The sequence below is a fragment of the Paenibacillus sp. FW101-FHT12H11 genome (assembly GCF_058790355.1).
In genome coordinates, this window is sequence record NZ_JBYTCO010000012.1 from 22,134 (window position 1) to 40,625 (window position 18,492).

At 50.4% G+C, this 18,492-nt stretch carries 20 protein-coding genes; 7 read left to right on the forward strand and 13 right to left on the reverse strand.

Annotation, left to right across the window (positions count from 1 at the left end; translation table 11 throughout):
* Positions 1–50: 50 nt before the first annotated feature.
* Positions 51–791: a UMP kinase gene (gene pyrH, locus AC3WTJ_RS31685; RefSeq protein ID WP_127456781.1), complete on the forward strand. Its 741-nt coding sequence runs from the start codon at positions 51–53 to the stop codon at positions 789–791.
* 114 nt (positions 792–905) lie between these two features.
* On the opposite strand, the gene AC3WTJ_RS31690 is transcribed toward pyrH, so the two are convergent.
* Positions 906–1,805, reverse strand: a complete 900-nt coding sequence (locus AC3WTJ_RS31690) for a GNAT family N-acetyltransferase (protein ID WP_492525079.1) — start codon at positions 1,803–1,805, stop codon at positions 906–908.
* 170 nt (positions 1,806–1,975) lie between these two features.
* Here AC3WTJ_RS31690 and sigY point away from each other — a divergent pair, with 170 nt between their 5' ends.
* From sigY to AC3WTJ_RS31705, 3 genes are read left to right on the forward strand one after another with little or no spacing between them, the layout of a single operon-like run.
* Positions 1,976–2,497, forward strand: coding sequence for an RNA polymerase sigma factor SigY (gene sigY, locus AC3WTJ_RS31695; protein ID WP_492525080.1), 522 nt, complete (start codon positions 1,976–1,978; stop codon positions 2,495–2,497).
* Positions 2,498–2,875 carry a DUF5345 family protein gene (locus AC3WTJ_RS31700; RefSeq protein ID WP_492525081.1) on the forward strand — a complete coding sequence of 126 codons (378 nt, stop codon included), beginning with the start codon at positions 2,498–2,500 and terminating at the stop codon, positions 2,873–2,875.
* Positions 2,865–3,089, forward strand: coding sequence for a sigmaY antisigma factor component (locus AC3WTJ_RS31705; RefSeq protein WP_127456785.1), 225 nt, complete (start codon positions 2,865–2,867; stop codon positions 3,087–3,089). Before AC3WTJ_RS31700 ends, AC3WTJ_RS31705 begins: the two co-directional genes overlap by 11 nt.
* A gap of 77 nt (positions 3,090–3,166) precedes the next feature.
* Here the strand turns inward: AC3WTJ_RS31705 and AC3WTJ_RS31710 are convergent, their stop codons facing one another.
* The gene (locus AC3WTJ_RS31710) at positions 3,167–3,967 is read right to left on the reverse strand and encodes a DUF6597 domain-containing transcriptional factor (protein WP_492525082.1); all 801 of its coding nucleotides are present in this window, start codon (positions 3,965–3,967) and stop codon (positions 3,167–3,169) included.
* Between the two features lie 92 nt (positions 3,968–4,059).
* On the opposite strand from AC3WTJ_RS31710, the gene AC3WTJ_RS31715 reads away from it, so the two are divergent.
* On the forward strand, positions 4,060–4,509 hold the full coding sequence (locus tag AC3WTJ_RS31715) for an SRPBCC domain-containing protein (RefSeq protein ID WP_492525083.1): 450 nt from the start codon (positions 4,060–4,062) through the stop codon (positions 4,507–4,509).
* Positions 4,510–4,561: 52 nt separating this feature from the next.
* Here AC3WTJ_RS31715 and AC3WTJ_RS31720 read toward each other — a convergent pair whose 3' ends face one another.
* The 4 genes from AC3WTJ_RS31720 to AC3WTJ_RS31735 are packed head-to-tail and all read right to left on the reverse strand — an operon-like array spanning position 4,562 to position 7,881.
* Positions 4,562–5,233 carry a GNAT family N-acetyltransferase gene (locus AC3WTJ_RS31720; RefSeq protein WP_492525084.1) on the reverse strand — a complete coding sequence of 224 codons (672 nt, stop codon included), beginning with the start codon at positions 5,231–5,233 and terminating at the stop codon, positions 4,562–4,564.
* A gap of 17 nt (positions 5,234–5,250) precedes the next feature.
* Entirely contained in the window at positions 5,251–5,949 is a 699-nt protein-coding gene (locus AC3WTJ_RS31725; RefSeq protein ID WP_492525085.1) for a GNAT family N-acetyltransferase, read from the reverse strand.
* 24 nt (positions 5,950–5,973) lie between these two features.
* On the reverse strand, positions 5,974–6,831 hold the full coding sequence (locus tag AC3WTJ_RS31730) for a carbon-nitrogen hydrolase family protein (RefSeq protein ID WP_492525086.1): 858 nt from the start codon (positions 6,829–6,831) through the stop codon (positions 5,974–5,976).
* Between the two features lie 60 nt (positions 6,832–6,891).
* On the reverse strand, positions 6,892–7,881 hold the full coding sequence (locus AC3WTJ_RS31735; RefSeq protein ID WP_492525087.1) for an acrylyl-CoA reductase family protein: 990 nt from the start codon (positions 7,879–7,881) through the stop codon (positions 6,892–6,894).
* Positions 7,882–7,991: 110 nt separating this feature from the next.
* Here AC3WTJ_RS31735 and AC3WTJ_RS31740 point away from each other — a divergent pair, with 110 nt between their 5' ends.
* On the forward strand, positions 7,992–8,132 hold the full coding sequence (locus AC3WTJ_RS31740) for a hypothetical protein (RefSeq protein WP_492525088.1): 141 nt from the start codon (positions 7,992–7,994) through the stop codon (positions 8,130–8,132).
* 153 nt (positions 8,133–8,285) lie between these two features.
* Here AC3WTJ_RS31740 and AC3WTJ_RS31745 read toward each other — a convergent pair whose 3' ends face one another.
* Genes AC3WTJ_RS31745 through AC3WTJ_RS31755 form a run of 3 tightly spaced genes read right to left on the reverse strand, consistent with a single transcriptional unit; the run spans position 8,286 to position 12,060 of the window.
* Positions 8,286–9,866 (reverse strand): UDP-glucose--hexose-1-phosphate uridylyltransferase, encoded by a 1,581-nt coding sequence (locus AC3WTJ_RS31745; protein WP_492525089.1) that lies wholly within the window; start codon positions 9,864–9,866, stop codon positions 8,286–8,288.
* A 25-nt stretch (positions 9,867–9,891) separates the two neighbouring features.
* Entirely contained in the window at positions 9,892–10,878 is a 987-nt protein-coding gene (galE, locus tag AC3WTJ_RS31750; protein ID WP_157318298.1) for a UDP-glucose 4-epimerase GalE, read from the reverse strand.
* Positions 10,879–12,060, reverse strand: coding sequence for a galactokinase (locus tag AC3WTJ_RS31755; RefSeq protein WP_492525090.1), 1,182 nt, complete (start codon positions 12,058–12,060; stop codon positions 10,879–10,881).
* 198 nt (positions 12,061–12,258) lie between these two features.
* Between AC3WTJ_RS31755 and AC3WTJ_RS31760 the strand changes: the two genes are divergently transcribed.
* On the forward strand, positions 12,259–13,116 hold the full coding sequence (locus AC3WTJ_RS31760; RefSeq protein ID WP_492525091.1) for an AraC family ligand binding domain-containing protein: 858 nt from the start codon (positions 12,259–12,261) through the stop codon (positions 13,114–13,116).
* A 441-nt stretch (positions 13,117–13,557) separates the two neighbouring features.
* Here the strand turns inward: AC3WTJ_RS31760 and AC3WTJ_RS31765 are convergent, their stop codons facing one another.
* The 4 genes from AC3WTJ_RS31765 to AC3WTJ_RS31780 all read right to left on the reverse strand — a co-directional run bounded on the left by AC3WTJ_RS31765 (position 13,558) and on the right by AC3WTJ_RS31780 (position 18,354).
* Positions 13,558–14,541, reverse strand: coding sequence for an ABC transporter permease (locus AC3WTJ_RS31765; RefSeq protein ID WP_492525092.1), 984 nt, complete (start codon positions 14,539–14,541; stop codon positions 13,558–13,560).
* 1 nt (position 14,542) lies between these two features.
* On the reverse strand, positions 14,543–15,622 hold the full coding sequence (locus AC3WTJ_RS31770) for an ABC transporter permease (RefSeq protein ID WP_492525093.1): 1,080 nt from the start codon (positions 15,620–15,622) through the stop codon (positions 14,543–14,545).
* A complete protein-coding gene (locus AC3WTJ_RS31775) occupies positions 15,615–17,156 on the reverse strand; it encodes an ABC transporter ATP-binding protein (protein ID WP_492525094.1) in 1,542 nt (513 codons plus the stop codon). The genes AC3WTJ_RS31770 and AC3WTJ_RS31775 overlap by 8 nt, the downstream gene beginning before the upstream one ends.
* Positions 17,157–17,283: 127 nt before the next feature.
* Complete coding sequence (locus tag AC3WTJ_RS31780) at positions 17,284–18,354, reverse strand: BMP family lipoprotein (protein WP_407873186.1); 1,071 nt, start codon at positions 18,352–18,354, stop codon at positions 17,284–17,286.
* Between the last annotated feature and the right edge of the window lie 138 nt (positions 18,355–18,492).

An 18,492-nucleotide genomic window follows, 5' to 3' on the forward strand; every position in this document is an offset into this window, starting at 1 on the left:
TACAAAGATAGGGAAGAGAAACCATTTGTCTGATGGGAGGAGAGATCCATATGCGGTACAAACGAGTCCTCATTAAGCTAAGCGGCGGGGCTGTTGCGGGAGAAAGCGAGTTCGGTTTCGATCCGAAACAACTGGATCATATTGCCAATGAAATTATGACGGTTGTTCAGTTAGGTGTCGAAGTGTGTCTCGTGATTGGCGGGGGCAATATCTTCCGCGGCAATATGGGCGAGAGCTGGGGCATCGAGAAAGCGGAGGCTGATAATATCGGAACTCTCGCTACCGTAATCAACAGTTTGATGCTGCGTGGTGTGCTGAAGGCGAAGACCGACGCGGAAGTGCGCGTCATGACGGCCATTCCGATCGCCTCCGTGGCGGAGCCTTTTATCCGGCTTAGAGCCATTCATCACTTGGAAAAAGGGTACATCGTTATTTTCGCAGGGGGCAATGGACAGCCTTTCGTCACGACAGACTACCCCTCGGTCCAGAGAGCTATCGAAGTAAACTGCGAAGCGATCCTCGTCGCGAAACAAGGCGTTGACGGCGTATTCGACAAAGACCCTAAACATCATAAAGAGGCCCTCCAATACAAATCTCTCCACTACAACGACGTTATCCACCACAATCTGAAGGTCATGGATCAGTCTGCCTTTATTCTGGCGCGGGATTATCACATTCCCATCCATGTATTCAATTTCGACAAACCCGGCTCCATGAAAGAAATATGCGCAGGGCAAAATACAGGTACAATCATCAGCGGCTCCTCGGAGCTTATTTATCAGCAGGGCTAATAGAACTGTATTTTCGGCGAAATAACGGCCTGTAGCTCCGCTCACTAAGCACGAGAAGACGCAAAAAAAGATAGAGCACAGTATCTAGCAACTGCCGCTCTATCTTTCTTTATTTTACTCGTTTTGATCCAGCATCAACTCATAGTAATCATTCGCATTCTTCGTTCTAAAGCCGCAAGATTCGTACAAACCCAGCGCCTTCTCATTTTCGACCGAAACTTCGAGTTTAATCAACCCCGCCTTATGCTTCATCTTCAGCTCCCCGATAGTCTGACTCAAGATCAGGCGTCCATAACCCTGGCCCCGGCGCTCTGGCAGAACGCAAAAGCCATAGATGAATCCGCTGGCATCCGTCTCGATCATGGCTCCGATTTTCCCAATCGGCACACTCTGTTCCCCATGCCCGAGCTCTGCGATCCAGGTTTTTTCCTTATCGCCGGTAATCGTTTGGTTCACGTATTCTCTCGTATCCGCTTCGGGCATATGAAAGCCAGACATATTCAGTTGAACGAGCAGCTCGGTATCCTCTACATTGGCGGAGCGCAGCGTCAGCGATTCTTCGCCGTTTGGCGGGATGCCTTCCACCCCCTCCTGAAGCTCCATTACGTATTCCGAGAAACGATAGTCCGCTCCAAGCTTCTTCAAAAAAGCCTTCCCGCTCACTGATCCCCGTTCATTAATGAAAATCGCCTTCGGCACCCCTCGATGTCTGCACGCTTCCAACGCCGTCTGGACCAACTGCCCAAAGATACCTTGGTTTCGTGCCTCCGGGTGCACCATTCCGCTAATTTCCACTTCCGTGGACAGAAAAGAATATATCGCCAGAAAACCGACAATCCGGTCATCCTGGTAAAATAAAAAGTCATTCGTCACACCCGGCGGACGATCCGATAATGTCCCCCAGTTTAGTTTAATCTCGATATGGTCATGGCGGTTACATGTCTCCCATAGATCCCTAACTTCCTTCAGCTCCTGCGGTGACAGCCCTGCCCTTGCAAATATGCCTTGTTTCAATAGATTGTCCTCCGTACCTACTTAGTTGCTTGCCTACTGTCATTATACATGTCTGTTCTTCGGCGTGGTAAGCTAATAAATGATTTTACATAAAGTTTCGTGCACCGTGAACGATTGATCCCCGTTGTTCGTACTATCTAAGAATTCAGGCAGAGAGGGTGACCCTTGACTTGGAAGAGCAAGATTGGCTTGATCGGGCAACGCGGGGAGATCGCACCGCTCTGTCCCGGCTGTTACAGCAGCATTATGATTTTGTTTACAAATATTTGTTGAAAATAACGCTGAATCCGTCCATGGCGGAGGACCTCACACAAGATACCATGATTCGATGCATTGAGAAAATAAACTTATACAACGCGAAATCCAAGTTCTCCTCTTGGCTGATCACGATAGCCACCCGTTTGATGATTGATCAGGCGCGGCGGCGCAAACGCGAAAAGAAGTGGCAGGAGGAACAGCAGGCGCAGGCCCTGCGTCAGATGCAATGGCACGCCGAAAGCCGGAACGAAGATTGGCCCGATGTGCTGAACACTTTGGCTGAAATGCCCGAGGAAAGCCGCATTCCGGTTATTCTCAAGCATTACTACGGCTACACCTATGAAGAAATCGGTCAAATCCTTGCCATCGCGGAAGGGACTGCCAAATCAAGAGTGCATAACGCTTTGAAACAATTGCGAAAGGAGCTCGTGTAGATGGACGACTTTCAGGACGCTAATCATAAAAAGCCTCAGCAAAGCGGATCTTCAGAGGATCAGACCGATGCTTCTGCTAATGAGGCTGACGTTCTTAGGCTGCAGCAGGGGCTAGACGCGTTAGACGGCTTATTCCCTGCCTCGCGTCCAAGCAGCGCTTGGTTCGATCAACAAATCGCAGCCGTACAGAGAAAGCAGCGTTCGCGGCTGCTCGGTGATCTGCTCAAGCTGTGGGGAACCGCTCTGCTGCTGTTCTATCTCCTCTTCATGGTCGCAGCTGCACAGCCGGTGACTTTCATTACCTTCCAAGCTTTGGCGGTCATTGCGCCGCTAGCTTGGCTACTCTTCAGAAAGCAGGTGGATTCACATGAAACATGAAAATTGGGATGCACTACCTATATGGGCTTGGATTGGCATCGCCCTTATCCTGCTCGTGCAAAGCACATGGCTATTCGTTGATGCGCGCAAGAGGAGTGCTCGATATCCTTGGTTTTGGGGGATTTGGGGCATCCTTCAGGCACCGACTCCGCTTATCGTGTACTTGTTTGCGGTGCGCAAGATTCACCGCACCTTCTCGGGCAAGGGGAATTGAGATAAGGCTGACTAAAATCAATTAGCGTTATAATAACATGAAGAGCCAGCCCACTTATGGGCCGGCTCTTTTCGCTATTACTGCGCCTGCCGGGCATATTCATCCGGCGTCTGGCCGATAATGGACTTGAAGTCCTTAATAAAATGCGACTGGTCGTGATACCCCAGATCCATCGACAGCTTGGACCAGTTTGGCCTGACGCTCACATCGGACATTTCCGCTGCATTCTGAATGCGGGCCAGCTTAATGACCCACTTGGGCGTAACGCCTACGTAGTGGTCGAAAAGCCGTTGCAGCGTCCTTTTGTTCACATGGAAGTGCTCGCAGAGACTGTCTACCTTCGTGATATCCGGCTGCTCGTTAATATAATCAATGATCTCATTGATAAAGGTTACCTGCTCATCTTGTTCCGGCAGCTTAGGCCGGATCATTCGTTCAATCAGCGCTACCATTTGCGGTTCATCCATCTGCGCAAACATGTCGCTCTCTAACCTCCGCGGATCGGTATCAAAGACGTTCTGAACGCTCAGCGGGCTGGCCTGCATACCGGAAACCGGCCGCTTGAAGAACGGGTAGAAACCGCCGGGCTTGAATTTTACGCCAAAAACGCATCCCTGCCCCTCCAAGTGGTGGCCGTATTTCTCTTTTCCAGGACCATAAATCGCCGATTGACCGGGCTCAACGACCAAGTTGACGCAAGGATTCGGAATGACGTGCTGGGTATAAGGCTCTTGGCCTCTTAAATCCCATCGAATAATCCAATAATGGCGAATGAAAAAGGCCAGATCCTCCGAGGGAGCCACCCTGGAAAGCTGAAATTTCCGTGCAGTTTGCTGCAGATTCATAATGCCTAGACTGGGTTTAATAAGGTCTGACATGACGCCGATCACTCCTTGTCGCGTTTTTACAATACTTGGAGCGTACAAACTTCTATCATAAATTTAACACATGTCGAGGGAGTGAGTTTAAGTTGGAATTAAAATACGAATTTTATATTGGTGCAACTTGCAAAGAAGTGTGGGATATTCTGGTGACACCGGAGGGGACGCGCAAAATTCTTTTCGGCAGCGTGCTGGAGACCACGTTCGAGATCGGCTCTGACTTCAGGTACATTGGACCAGGCAATGACGGTGATGAAACGGTTCATGTCTATGGCACGATTCTCGCCTATGAACCGGAGAAACTTCTCTCCTGCATCGAGCATGCAGGCCCGTCCTATAATCCGAATCATGCGGATTTTCAGTCGCGGATGACGTTTACGTTAGAAACGGTCGGCAGCTGTACCAAATTGACGCTCATCAATGATGAATGGACACCGAACCACCCAAGTTTCGAGAGAACGAAAGCAAGCTGGTGGATGATTTTAAGCAATATTAAAACACTAGCGGAGACTGGCAAAACATTAGACTTTGGTTGGTAAAAAAGCGGCTATCTTCAAGGAGCAAAACGCCTTGAGATAGCCTTTTCTCTATTTATAACGGTAAAAGTGCGAGCGAAGCTTTCCCCTCAAGCCCCTCGACCATGGCATGCCAAGCTTGCGGTTTATTCGCGAGAACGGCATAGTAACGGCGCAGGAACGCCGCAACCAGCTTCGCGCTGATCTCCTCCGCGTCCTCATCCGTCGGAAGGAAGCAAAGATCCAGCTCTTCCACTGCTTCCCCGTTGTTTTCCCATGAAGGATGCACGTACGGGAAATCAATCCGCTTGTAACCGAGATGCGACAAGACTTCTCGCCGTACGTAAGGGTCCATCGGCTTCACGCCGCCGAACGGATGCCCTTCGATCCGGTACGGATCGTAGATCTCAGCGAACATTCCCAGCATCGGCTTGCCCGACTCAGCCGCCAGAGCCACCAGGTCAATCCAACGTTTGCGTGCCAGAAAACGGCCAATGCCAAGACCCGCTTGACCTATAATCGTAAAGTCCGTCATCGCCACTTGAAAATCGTCATAATAGCGATACTCTGTCGTACCAACGACCTTCCCTTCGTGCGCAGCGACGAACACCCGAATGCCCGGGTCCTCCAACGGTTCCTTCCACAGGGCATATTCCAGCACCTCTTCCGGTGGGAATACCTCCTTCATCAGATCATGCATCGCACGAAACAAAGGGTTGTCTATATTTGTTATCCGTATGTATTCCATTAGTTCCTCAAGCTCCTTTACGTCCTATTTCGAAATGGATTCCGCCACTCCATCAAAAGTGCATAATTCAGTGACTCCTCGTCCTGCAAATAATCCGGCACAACCTGCACCGGCGTTCTCCCGCAGCGCAGCAGGAACGTTATCACCGGGTCCTTGCAAACCCCTGCCATGACCGCTTTCACATAGTCCTCCACGGTCATCGTTTCAGCCTGCTTATGGTACCCCGGCATGCGCCCTCCGCCAAGCAATCTTCGCAGCCCCAAATGCACAACGACCTCATACATGGACTGCATCATCCATTTGCCAAGACCGAACTTGCGGTATGGGGGCATCACGCAGATATCCACAATATACAGGGTATCGCCGTCTGGCCGGTGCGTACGGATGTAGCCGTCGTCGGTCAGCGTCGACCAACTGTGGTCAGCGGCATGCTCTTCGTCATAATCGACAAGCAATCCCGTGATGGAGCCAACAATCCTCCCCTCCACCTCTACACAGAGTGCGCCTTGGGGGAATCTTGTAATGTGCTCCATGAGCTGCTCCTCGTTCCACCATAACTCCGACGGAAACGGCGGTGGAAAGCTTTCCTGCTGAACGCGAATCAGCGCGTCCATATCCGCTTTTTCGTAATTACGTATGACCGCCTCAATGGGCTTGTCGCCGTCGAAGACGTACAACTTTTTAGCGTAAAATTTGTTCGCATTCATATCCACCATGCTAGGCATACCCCCTCGCCCTGATTAGGACCAATCGGTGTACAGATCCGTCCTGCGGTCACGCCATGTGGTGACAGAGCCTTTTTCGCGGATAAGGGTTAACAAATCCAGATCCAAATCGGCTGTGACCACCATATCACCGTTGATTTCACCTTCGACCATGATCCCTTTTGGCGGGAAAGGCACATCATTCGGAGTAAGCACCGCGGCTTGCCCGAAATTCGCCCTCATGAAATCAACTGTCGGCAGAGCGCCGACTGTCCCCGTCGTGACGACGTAGATTTGATTCTCAATGGTTCGTGCATGGCAGGTGTAACGCACTCGGTGGAACCCGTGCCGGTCATCCGTACAGGAAGGAGCAAACAGCACATCAGCGCCGCGGGCTCTAGCCATTCGGACGATTTCCGGGAATTCTACGTCATAGCAGACGAGTATCGCGATACGGCCTTTGTCCGTGTCAAAAACCTGCAGGGAATCCCCAGCCCCCATATTCCATTCCTTCACCTCGGTCGGGGTGATATGCAGCTTTTTCTGCTCGCCGACACGCCCGTCCGGATAAAATAAAAAGGCCGTGTTATACAGCTTGCCCTCCTCAGAGGTAATATGCGTGCCCCCAATGATGTGCATGCCCGTTTGCTTCGCCAGTCCTTGGAAAAGCGTCCGATAAGCCTCTGTAAACGACGGCAATGCCTCAATCGGCAGCGCTTTGCCATGCTCATCGCCAATGGACATCAACTGTGTCGTGAACAGTTCAGGAAACAGCACAAAATCCGCCTCAAACTCCTGCGCTACCTTCACATAATGCTCCACTTGCGCAGCGAACTCTTCAAAATTGTGTATCGTGTGCAGATGGTACTGCACCGCGGAAACTCGCATTTTCAACGTCATCTCTCCCAATTTGTTCATCATTTCTATAGACCAGAGTTACAGGAATTACGAGAGTTACAAGCTAACAAGCACTCGCCCTCTCACTTTCCCGTCCAAAACCTCTTGCGTCGCCTGAACAACCCCGTCTAATGTCACTTCTTTGTACATCATGCGCTCAAGCAGCTGCGGTTTCAATTCCCCAGCCATCCGCTCCCACAGGGACTTCCGAATCTCGGATGGGCAATACACCGAATCAATACCCAACAGGTTCACCCCTCGCAGTATAAAAGGAAACACTGTCGCGGCAAACTCACCGCCACCTGTCACTCCGCTCAATGCTACGGACCCGCCGTATTTCATCCGGCTCAGGACATAGGCAAGCGATTCGCCTCCTACCGGGTCGACGCAGCCTGCCCAATATTCCTTGTCCAGTGGTTTCCTCACGGATGGAGATAACTCCTCCCGAGGCACTACACGCTTCGCGCCCAATTCGAGCAAATACGCATGATCGGCGGACTTGCCCGTACTGGCTTCCACCTCATAACCGAGCGCGGCCAGCATCGATACACTGTTACTACCTACTCCGCCGGTAGCGCCCCGGACGAGGACTGGCCCCTTCTCCTTGCTCAGCCCGTTCTCTTCCATGCGCTGAATCGAAAGCGCTGCTGTGAAGCCCGCCGTTCCCAATATCATCGCTTCACGATGGGACAGTCCCTTCGGCAAAGGCACCACCCAGTCGGCCGGGACGCGCGCATAGTCGCTAAACCCGCCGTAGTGTCCAGTTCCCAGTTCATAGCTGGTCACAAGCACCTCATCGCCCTCGCGAAAGCGCGGGTCTGACGAAGCGGCAACTGTACCTGCCAGATCGATCCCTGGCACGATGGGGTATTTTCGCACAACGCGACCGTTCGGCGTGCAAGCCAACGCATCTTTATAATTAATACCCGAATAGCGCACGCGGATCGTCACTTCACCCGGGGGTAAATCTTCTATTCGTAGCTCTTTCACTTGGGTGGAAAAATGCTCCTCCGTCTTCTCCACCACTAACGCCTTAAAGCTATCCATGCTGGTTTAGCCTCCTCGGTCCTCATAGGATTCAATCAAGTGAATTTTCCATCTACTACCCATTTAGTTTACTAAAATCGTGTTCAGTATTCAAAGGGTTCGACGCTTCGATGAAAATTCTAAGGGCGGTTGCAGTAGATGAACTACGGGGCCATATTTCGGGGGAATCGATCTATTTGTGGGTTCAGGTGGAACTACAGGGCTTTATTCACGCTCAAATCGGCTTAGTTACACCTGAATTGGCAAAATAGTGGACTGTAGTTCCCCCTCGCCGGCTCAATGCGCTAATCCCATTGAAATAGCGCCCTGTAGTTCATCTAACGGCACGCGGAGTGGGAGTGCTTCTCCTCCCACCACAAATCGCAAAAAACTCCCCGGCCGACGTGACCAGGGAGTTTCTCTTATTACTGCTGCTGCGCGAAACCCGCAGCTATCAAAAACCGTTCGAAAGCCGCTTGCCCGGCTTCATCACGCTTGAACACGCCGGCGTCGAGCAGCACGTCCATGAACTTGCTGCCGACTTCCTCCTGCAGCACCGCTTTCGCGCCGTCTGCCGTCAGCGCAGCGCCGTGCTTCGCAATCATCGCCTCGATCCAAGCCGCATGCTTATGCAGCGGATGAGCGGCCTCATCGCGGATTGCGCTGCCGAAGTCGGCTTCGCCCGTGAGGATCTTGGCGATATCCGCCAGCTCCTCCTGCAAGCGGCCTGGCAGTACCGCCAGCCCCATCACCTCAATCAAGCCGATGTTCTCCTTCTTGATGTGGTGCAAGTGCTGATGCGGATGGAAGATGCCATCCGGATGTTCGGCGCTGGTGCGGTTGTTCCGCAGCACCAGATCAAGCTCGTATTCGCCCCGTGCGTTGTTGCGGGCGATTGGGGTGATCGTGTTATGCGGGATCCGCTGTCCGTCCTTCTCGCTGAAGGCGAGGACGTCCGCTTCCGCATCGCTGTAGGCGCGCCAGTCTTCGAGCAGCTTGCTCGCCAGCTTGTAGAGCTGCTGCTTGTTATGGCCGCTCAAGCGAATGACCGACATCGGCCATTTCACGATGGCTGCTTTCACGCCAGCGAACTCAGTGTTCGCGAATGTTTGCTCGCTTGGAGCTTTCTCCATCGGGAACTGATGGCGTCCGCCCTGGAAGTGGTCGTGGTTCAGAATTGAACCGCCTACGATCGGCAGATCCGCGTTGGACCCGATGAAGTAATGCGGGAATTGATCGATGAAATCGAGCAAACGATAGAACGTATTCGGCGTTGTTTTCATCGGGATATGTTTCTCATGGAAAATAATGCTGTGCTCGTTGTAGTACACGTAAGGAGAATATTGGAAGTACCATTTCTCGTTATCCAGCTCCAAGGGAATGAACCGCAGATTTTGCCTTGCCGGGTGATTCACACGTCCGGCATATCCCAAGTTGTCTGCGCATAGCAGACATGCAGGATAGCTGCTTTGGGGCAGCGTTTTGAGCAGGGCAATTTCCTTCGGATCCTTCTCCGGCTTGGAGAGATTGATCGTAATTTCGAGATCACCGTAAGCGGTGGCCGCCAGCCAGTATTCATTTTTCTGAATACGATCCATCCGAATATAATTGGAATCAATCGATTGTTTATAGAAATAGTTTGTTGCCGCCTCTACCCCGTTGGTCTTCGCCGTGTTCCAGAATTGGTTCACAACCTCGGAAGGACGGGGCATGAGCAGCCCCATAATCCGTGCGTCCAACAGATCTCGGTACGTAGCTGTGTTCTCTTCCAGGAGGCCCGCCTCGAAAGCTGCATCGAGCAGATCTTCCAACAGGGATACAGGGCTGCTTAACTTCTCATCCGGTACTTCTCCTGCATAAGGCTCAGCAAGCCCGAATAAATCAATCAATGCATTTCGTGAAGTATAGACATCCAACTGCTCGATAAGTCCATTTTGCTTCGCAAACTGAAGGAGCCTCTCTATGGTCAATGCCGTTAACTGCGATGCTTCAACTGTCCGTTCCATGTGCTTCATTCCTTTCTAAACAAGCTTACTCCGCGTAACCGCTCGGGTTATTTTGGTGCCAATTCCATGCGCTCTCAATGATGGATTCCAATGAATCGCGGCTAGGCTTCCAGCCTAGTTCCGTTCTTGCACGCTCAGAGGAGGCGATCAATGTAGCAGGGTCACCTGCTCTGCGCGGCTCGATCACTGCTGGGATCGCATGGCCCGTTACTTTGCGGGCGATATCGATCACTTGTTTAACCGAGAAGCCTGTGCCGTTGCCCAGGTTATAAATATTGCTTTCTGCTCCGCCGCGCAGTTTCTCTACCGCAAGCACGTGGGCGCTCGCCAAATCGCTAACGTGGATATAGTCGCGCACGCATGTGCCGTCTTCCGTTGCATAGTCATCGCCATAGATGGAAATATGAGCTCTCTGACCAAGTGCTACTTGCAAAATAATTGGAATCAGGTGTGTCTCCGGGCTGTGATCCTCGCCGATTTTGCCGCCGGCGTGTGCGCCCGCTGCATTAAAATAACGAAGGGATACATATTTGATGCCATGGGCCGTGTCGAACCATTTCATCATTTTTTCCATTGCCAGCTTCGTTTCGCCATACGTATTCGTCGGCAGGGTACGATCGCTTTCCAGGATCGGAATGTTCTCAGGCTCGCCGTACGTCGCTGCTGTCGATGAGAACACGATATTTTTCACGCCATATTGATTCATTTTTTCAAGCAGGCAAAGCGTTCCGTACACGTTATTGTGATAGTATTTGGCAGGATTCGTCATGCTCTCGCCAACTAGCGAATTTGCTGCGAAATGGATGATAGCGTCAATGCTGTTTTCCGAAAAAACAGTATCCAGAAACGCGCTGTCACGCAAATCACCGACATACAGCTTGCCGCCAAGCACGGCATCTCTATGCCCTTGCTGCAAGTTATCGACAATAACAACCTCTTCCCCTTTTTCCAGCAGCTCCGCCACTGCATGCGAACCGATATAACCAGCTCCACCCGTTACTAGAATCGCCATTTACAATACCTCCCCAATTTGTTCGACGCCATTCCCGATATCACATACATAGAAGCTTGGCGTCAATCCTGTTTTTTCCGTATATTCTTTGCCAACTTGATCGATAAATGTTTGTACGCTGTCTTCGTGAACCAAGGAAACCGTACATCCGCCGAAGCCTGCGCCAGTCATACGAGCACCCAGCACACCCGGAACCTTCAGCGCCGCCTCAACCATCGTATCCAGCTCAACGCCTGTTACTTCATAGAGATCACGCAGTGAGTTATGGGAGCCAATCATCAACTGGCCAAAAGCTTCAAGATCATTCTGCTCTAGAACTTTAATCGACTTGAGCACCCGATCAATTTCCTCTACAACGTGCTGCGCTCTGCGGCGAACGGTTTCGTCCGGGATCAAGTGTTTGAATTCGTTGAACTGCTCCAGGTTTAACTGGCCAAGCAATGTGAGGGATGGGAATTGCTTTTGCAAGTAAGTAACCGCCTGCTCACATTGGCTTCTTCTTTCGTTGTAAGCGGAGTCGACGAGGCCTCTGCGTTTGTTCGTGTTTCCGATCACCAACTTATAGCTGCCGCTTTGGAACGGCACATGGCGGTACTCCAGCGTATCGCACATAAGCAGGATTGCGTGATCCTTTTTCCCATTGGCTACTGCAAATTGGTCCATGATTCCACAGTTCACGCCAACGAATTGATTCTCTGTTTTTTGCGCCAGAAGGGCGATTTTCACCGTATCAATCGGATACTTCTCAAGCGTCTCTAGGGCGTAGGCCGTCACTACCTCGATGGAAGCCGAAGAGGAAAGTCCAGCGCCGTTCGGAATTTCACCGTGGAACAAAAGATCGTAACCTTTCGTAACCGGCATACCTTCTTTGGCTAGGTGGGCAAAGATTCCTTTCGGATAGTTGATCCAGTTATCTTCCTCCTGGTAGGTCAAGTCATCTATGGAAATTTGTTTGCGAAGGGCCAGATTGGTCGATGCAAATCCGATGACACGGTCTTGTCTAGGGCGGATCAGCAGTGTCGTTCCGAACGTTAATGCAGCAGGGAATACATAACCGCCATTATAATCCGTGTGCTCACCGATCAGGTTAACCCGGCCTGGAGCATGGAACGCTGAAATTGGTGCTGCGGATTCCCCGTAAATTTCAATAAACGTGTCTTTTAAAGCTTGCAAATCTGCCATTCTGGCACCGCCTTTAGTTTTTTATGAGTATGATGTAGGAGCAAGTTTGTAACTTCAGTATAAGAGAAGAATCCAGTGTTGGCTATGGAAGCATGTTATTTTCACATGGAAAAATGTGATTTCACCATTTCTACTTGGCTGCTAAGTATGGTAAATTAAAAGGAGCATAAGGACATATCAACGGAGCTGAAGAAAGCCATGCCCAAGCAGGAAAGCTATTATGTCGTTTCGAACCCACTGCCATCCTCAGAGAGTGCTTTGACCGTACTGTTTGCAGGAGAGAGCCAGACTAAACCCGTGCATCGGTTAGGCCCTAAAGTGTACGATTACTACTTAATTCACTATGTCATTTCAGGGAGGGGCGTATTTTCCACACAAGGGGAAGAGTATGCGCTAGGCGCGGGAGACAGCTTCATCATCGAGCCGGAGCAGCTTATCAGCTATGTTTCGGATGACAACGATCCGTGGCATTACTGTTGGATTGCCTTTACAGGCGAACAAGCTTCCTCTTTGGTCGCTTCAACAGGCATCAATCCCTTGCAGCCAATCCTGCACAACAAACGCAATCGGCATATCCCCGTCTTGTTTCGCCATATTCAGCAAGCTTTGCGAGCCAAGAAAGGGAGTGCCCAGCTGAAATCCATCGGCTATTTGCTCCTTCTATTAGGCGAGTACTGCGAAGCTCTATCCGCGTCCACAACAGCCGGCGTCGTCTCAGACGCGGAGAGCGACCGGATCGTGCATCAGGCCATTCACTACTTGTCCACCCAATATGCCGAGCCGATTACGATTGAAATGATGGCAGAGAGCCTGGGCTATAATCGCGCCTATTTGTCTCGCCTCTTCAAGCGCCACACCAAGGTCACGCCCGTGACATTTCTGCTCAAGCTTCGTGTGGATAAAGCACGCCAACTGCTGCGCGAGCGGCTGGAATTAACGATTGAGCAGATCGCAGCTTCTGTCGGCTTTTATGACCCGTTATATTTTTCCAAACAATTCCGCCGCTTATACGGCGTTTCTCCGAGCGAATACCGGAATCAGATCAAATCTCTGTGAAGATGCGTGATTGGTGTCTGTTTAGGGAGGCTCGCGGGGGTTGCGGGGGTTGTGGCAGTCGGGGGCGAAATTCGAGGTTCGCCATTGCGGAATCGCGGTTGCGGGCTGTGTGCGGGCTGCGGACTTACGGATTTGAGGACTGGCAGCACCACAGGCTACCCGAGCCACTCAAAGGGAACTACAGTCCCTTATTTCAAAAGAACCCCCCCCTCATCCGTCCATCAAGGGAACTACGATCCTTTACTTTGCTGATTTTGGTCGAACTAGCCCGATTCAGGCGCGAATAAGACCCTGTAGTTCCGCCCGCCACTTCAAATCGGCTCATTTCGCCGAAATCAGGCCCACTAGTTCCCTATACACAAAGAAACACCCCTTTGAATTCCATCGAATCTACCCCAAAGGGTATTTTCAATGTCTTTTCTAAGAGGTGTTTCATAGTTCTTATCGTTTACCCGGATCGTAAGGCTCGCCAAGAGCCGATGGCGCTTTCGCCCGGCCAACTGCGCCTGCCAGAACCAAGATCGTTAACACATAAGGCAGCATGTAGAGGAACTCCTGCGGGATGTTCTTGGAGAAATCGAACAACCGCATGAAGTTGTTGAGCGCCTGCGCCATACCGAAGAACACGGCAGCGCCAAGCGCGCCAAACGGATGCCACTTGCCGAAGATCATTGCAGCCATCGCAATAAAGCCTTGGCCGGAAATCGTGTTATGCGAGAAGGCGCTTGTTGTCGTCAATGTGATGGTTGCACCGCCAAGGCCACCAAGCAGACCGCTGATCAAAACAGCGATGTAACGCACGCGCTTAACCTTAATCCCAACGGTATCCGCGGCACTTGGGTGCTCACCGACGGAGCGAAGACGCAGACCGAATGGTGTTTTGAACAGCACATAGTACGTAACTGCAACGAGTATTAGAGCAATATAGGTTGTCGGGTAAGCAGTAAATAAAGCATATCCGATATACGGAATTTTCGACAAAAGCGGAAACTCCCATTTGGAAAATACATCGTTTAACGTTTCCGTTTGACCAGCGCCATTGAATAACACTTTAACCAGAAACAGCGTGACACCGGCAGCCAAGAAGTTAATTACGACACCGCTGATGACTTGGTTCGCTTTAAAGGTAATTGTTGCTACAGCATGGATAAGCGCGAAGATGAGCGCAAACAGCATGGCCGTCAGCAAGCCGATCCACGGGGACCAAACGCCCATGTTTGCTTCTTCCGCATAATAAGCGCCAACCGCGGATGCGAAGGCTCCGGAGACCATAAGCCCTTCAATCCCGATATTTACCACGCCGGAGCGCTCCGAGAAAATACCAGCCAGAGCGCCGAAGATCAGCGCCGTCGAGTAAACGAGCGTTGTGTTAATAAGTTCACTGAATTTCGTGAAAAACGCGTTGAGCATTGTGAGCAGGTCCATGTTACGACGCCCTCTCTTTCTTGCGTTTGCTATAGAACGGGATGAGCACCCATTTGACAATACCCTGAGTGGCTACGAAGAAAATCACCGAGCCGATTACGATGCGGATAATTTCCGGCGGCACATCGGCCCCGAAGCTCATTCCCGCCGATCCGTAGGATAATCCGCCGAATAACGCGGCGCCAAGGACAATCCCGAACGGATTGTTCGCACCTAACAAGGACACGGCGATCCCATCAAATCCATATCCAGGCGATGCCGCGGCTACGACCTGATAGTGGAACACACCGAGAATTTCAAATACGCCGCCAAGACCGGCAAAAACACCCGAGATAAACATTGCTTTCACAATGTTGCGATTCACGTTCATGCCCGCATACTTCGCAGCATCAATATTATGGCCTACGGCACGCAGCTCGTAGCCTTGTCTTGTTTTCCAAAGAATGATATAGAAGACGATAGCCGCGAGGATCGCAATCACGGTGCCCCAGTGAATCCTGGCATGGTTCATCAAATCCGACAACCAAGTAATGCTAAGCGAAGCCGAGTCCTGAATCATATAAGAACGCTGCTGCTTCGGCTCCAATAAGAATGTATTCACGATATAGTTCGACAGGAATAACGCGATCCAATTGAGCATGATCGTTGTGATGACCTCGTTAACTCCGCGTTTTGCTTTCAAGTAACCCGCGATAGCTCCCCAGAGTCCGCCAACAAGCGCTCCGACGATAACGGCCAACGGCGCATGAATAATCCATGGAAGACCCGTCACTTTCACACCGATAAAAGTAGCCCCCGTCATTCCCATGACGAACTGCCCCTCAGCTCCGATGTTGAATAGGCCTGTCCGGAATGCAAATGCAACGGATAACCCCGTCAAAATCAAAGGCGTGATCGCACGAATCGATTCCCCGATGTCATACGAATTTCCGAAAACACGGGCAAATAATGCCCCGTAGGCAGCAATCGGATTATAGCCGCCTGCCAGCATGACGAGCGCTCCGAATAACAGCCCGAGCACAATCGCCACGATGGGATTCACCGCAGATTCACTTGTAAAAATACGAGCAACCTTATTCATGAGCCGCTCCTTTCCCTGTACGCTTACTGCCAGCCATCAGAAGTCCGATCTCTTGATCGTTCGTCTCTTGTGGCAATACTTCTCCCACAATCTGTCCTTCGTAGATAACGGCAATACGGTCCGATACGTTCATAATTTCATCCAACTCAAAAGAAATCAACAATACCGCTTTGCCCTTGTTGCGCTGCTCGATCAGTTGACGATGCACGAATTCAATCGCTCCTACGTCCAATCCGCGCGTTGGCTGAGCAGCAATAAGCAGGTTCGGATTCTTGTGTATTTCCCTGGCAATAATTGCTTTCTGTTGGTTTCCTCCCGACAAAGAGCGAGCCTTATTGTAAATGCTTGGCGTCCTTACGTCGAACTGCTTGATCAGCGCCTCCGCGTGGCGGTCGATCGCTTCATAATTGAGGAAACCCGCTTTGTTATAGGCAGGATGGAAATAAGTTTCCAACACCATGTTCTCACTCATGGAGAAATCAAGCACGAGTCCATGCTTATGCCTGTCCTCCGGAATATGCGACAAACCTGCCTCTGAGATCTCTCTCGGCGTATGGTTTGTAATGTCGCTTCCGGTCAGCAATACCTGCCCGCTATCAATAGATCGCAGCCCTGTCAGCGCCTCGATCAATTCACTTTGGCCATTGCCGTCTACACCCGCGATACCCAGAATTTCTCCGGCTCTCACTTCGAAATTAAGTTCTTTCAATGCAGCCAGCCCTTGTTGATTCCGAACAACCAGGTTCTTAACCTGGAGAACAGGTTCCCCAAGCTTCACATCTTTTTTATCCACTTTAAAGGAGACATCGCGCCCGACCATTTTCTCAGCCAAAATTTGTGGATTCGCGTCTTTGCTTGCAATGGAATCGATCACTTTCCCGCGGCGAATGATGGTTACGGTATCAGCAATCTCCATGATTTCTTTCAGCTTATGTGTAATGAGAATGATGGATTTGCCCTCTTTCACAAGATTGCGCATAATGACCATCAATTCACTAATTTCTTGCGGCGTCAGTACAGCTGTTGGTTCGTCAAAAATGAGAATATCGGCGCCGCGATACAGCGTTTTCAATATTTCTACGCGCTGCTGCATGCCGACGGAAATATCTTCAATTCTTGCTTTCGGATCAACGCGAAGCCCATATTGCTCAGATAGCTTGCGCACCTTCTCTTGCGCTGTTCTAATATCGACATTGAGCCCTTTTTTCGGCTCCATGCCCAAAATGATGTTCTCCGTTACGGTAAACGGTTGTACAAGCTTAAAATGCTGATGCACCATCCCGATGCCCAGCTCAATCGCCCGATTCGGACTATCAATGGAAACCTCGTTGCCCTGCACGTTTATAAAACCCTCGTCCGGTTGATACAGCCCGAACAAAATATTCATCAATGTGGATTTACCCGCACCATTTTCGCCCAGCAAGGCATGGATTTCACCCTTCATCAGCTTCAAGCTGATCGCATCGTTCGCCACGATGCCCGGAAACCTCTTCGTAATGTTGTTAAGCTCAACAACAGGGACTATTTCACTCATCAGATCACCCTAAGGATCAATTTTTTTTAAAACCCTCTAAACTAAGAACAAGGCTAGTTATTGTAACTAGCCTTGTTTGAACAAAGGAAACCTATCGTTCGTAACCGCTATGCTTATTATACCCGTATTATGGAGTTTCTGGGACTTTAATTTCGCCGCTGATGATTTTTGCTTTGTACTCGTCAACTTTTTTCAAGATATCCGGAGTTACGTTTTTCTTGGAAGTTTCCGGAAGGCCTACACCGTCATCTTTCAGACCCAGTGTAACGTTTTTGCCACCTTGGAATTTGTTGTCGATAACGTCTTTGGAAACACGAGCAACCGCGTTGTCAACACGCTTCAACATGGAAGTCAGTGTTACTTCATCGCCGAACTCAAGGGATTGGTCTTTATCTACACCGATAACCCAAACTTTTTTACCGTTTTTCGCACGGTCTTTTGCTTCGTTGAATACACCGTTACCTGTGGAACCAGCTGCGTGGAAAATGATGTCTGCGCCATCGTTGTAAATAGTTGCTGCCGCTGCTTTACCAAGGTCAGGCTTATCGAACGCGCCTGTGTAGTTGATTTGAATTTTCGCATTAGGGTTAACTGCTTTCACGCCGGCTACGAAACCAGCCTCAAAGCGTTTGATTACCGGGATGTCGATACCGCCAACGAAACCGATTTTGTTGGATTTTGTCGTAAGACCTGCAACCACACCTACAAGGTAAGAACCTTCTTGCTCGGAGAATGTTACGGATTCTACGTTTGGAGCTTCTACAACGTTATCAATAATCGCAAGTTTAGCATTCGGGTTTTGAGTTGCAACCGTTTTAAGTGCGTCACCCATCAAGAAGCCAATACCCCAAGTCAGGTTATAGCCGTCTTTTACGAATTGGTTCAAGTTCGGCGTGTAGTCCGCATCGCTTTTACTCTCTAGGTTCTTAACGTTTGCGCCAGTCGATTTCTTCAATTGTTGCAAACCTTCCCATGCGCTTTGGTTAAAAGATTTATCATTTACGCCACCAATGTCTGTGACCATGCCGATTTTGAAGTCTTTACCGCTGTTGTTGCTTGGCGCTGCGGATGCTGCGCTACTTGCTGCCGGTGAAGCGGAAGCGGCCGGTTTGGTTTCTTCTTTTTTGGCACCGCAACCTGTCAAAGCAACTGCGGACACAGTGACAGCCATTAACGCTGTTGTGAATACTTTTTTCATCATCTTTACCCCCAAAAATAAATTTAAAATTGTACCTTAAATCCCACATTCTAGGTTGACCAGAATCAGTTAAAATATGTATGTCTGACCATAGACCGAGTGTATCACTTCGGTACTTCAGTGAAAAGCAATCCTACG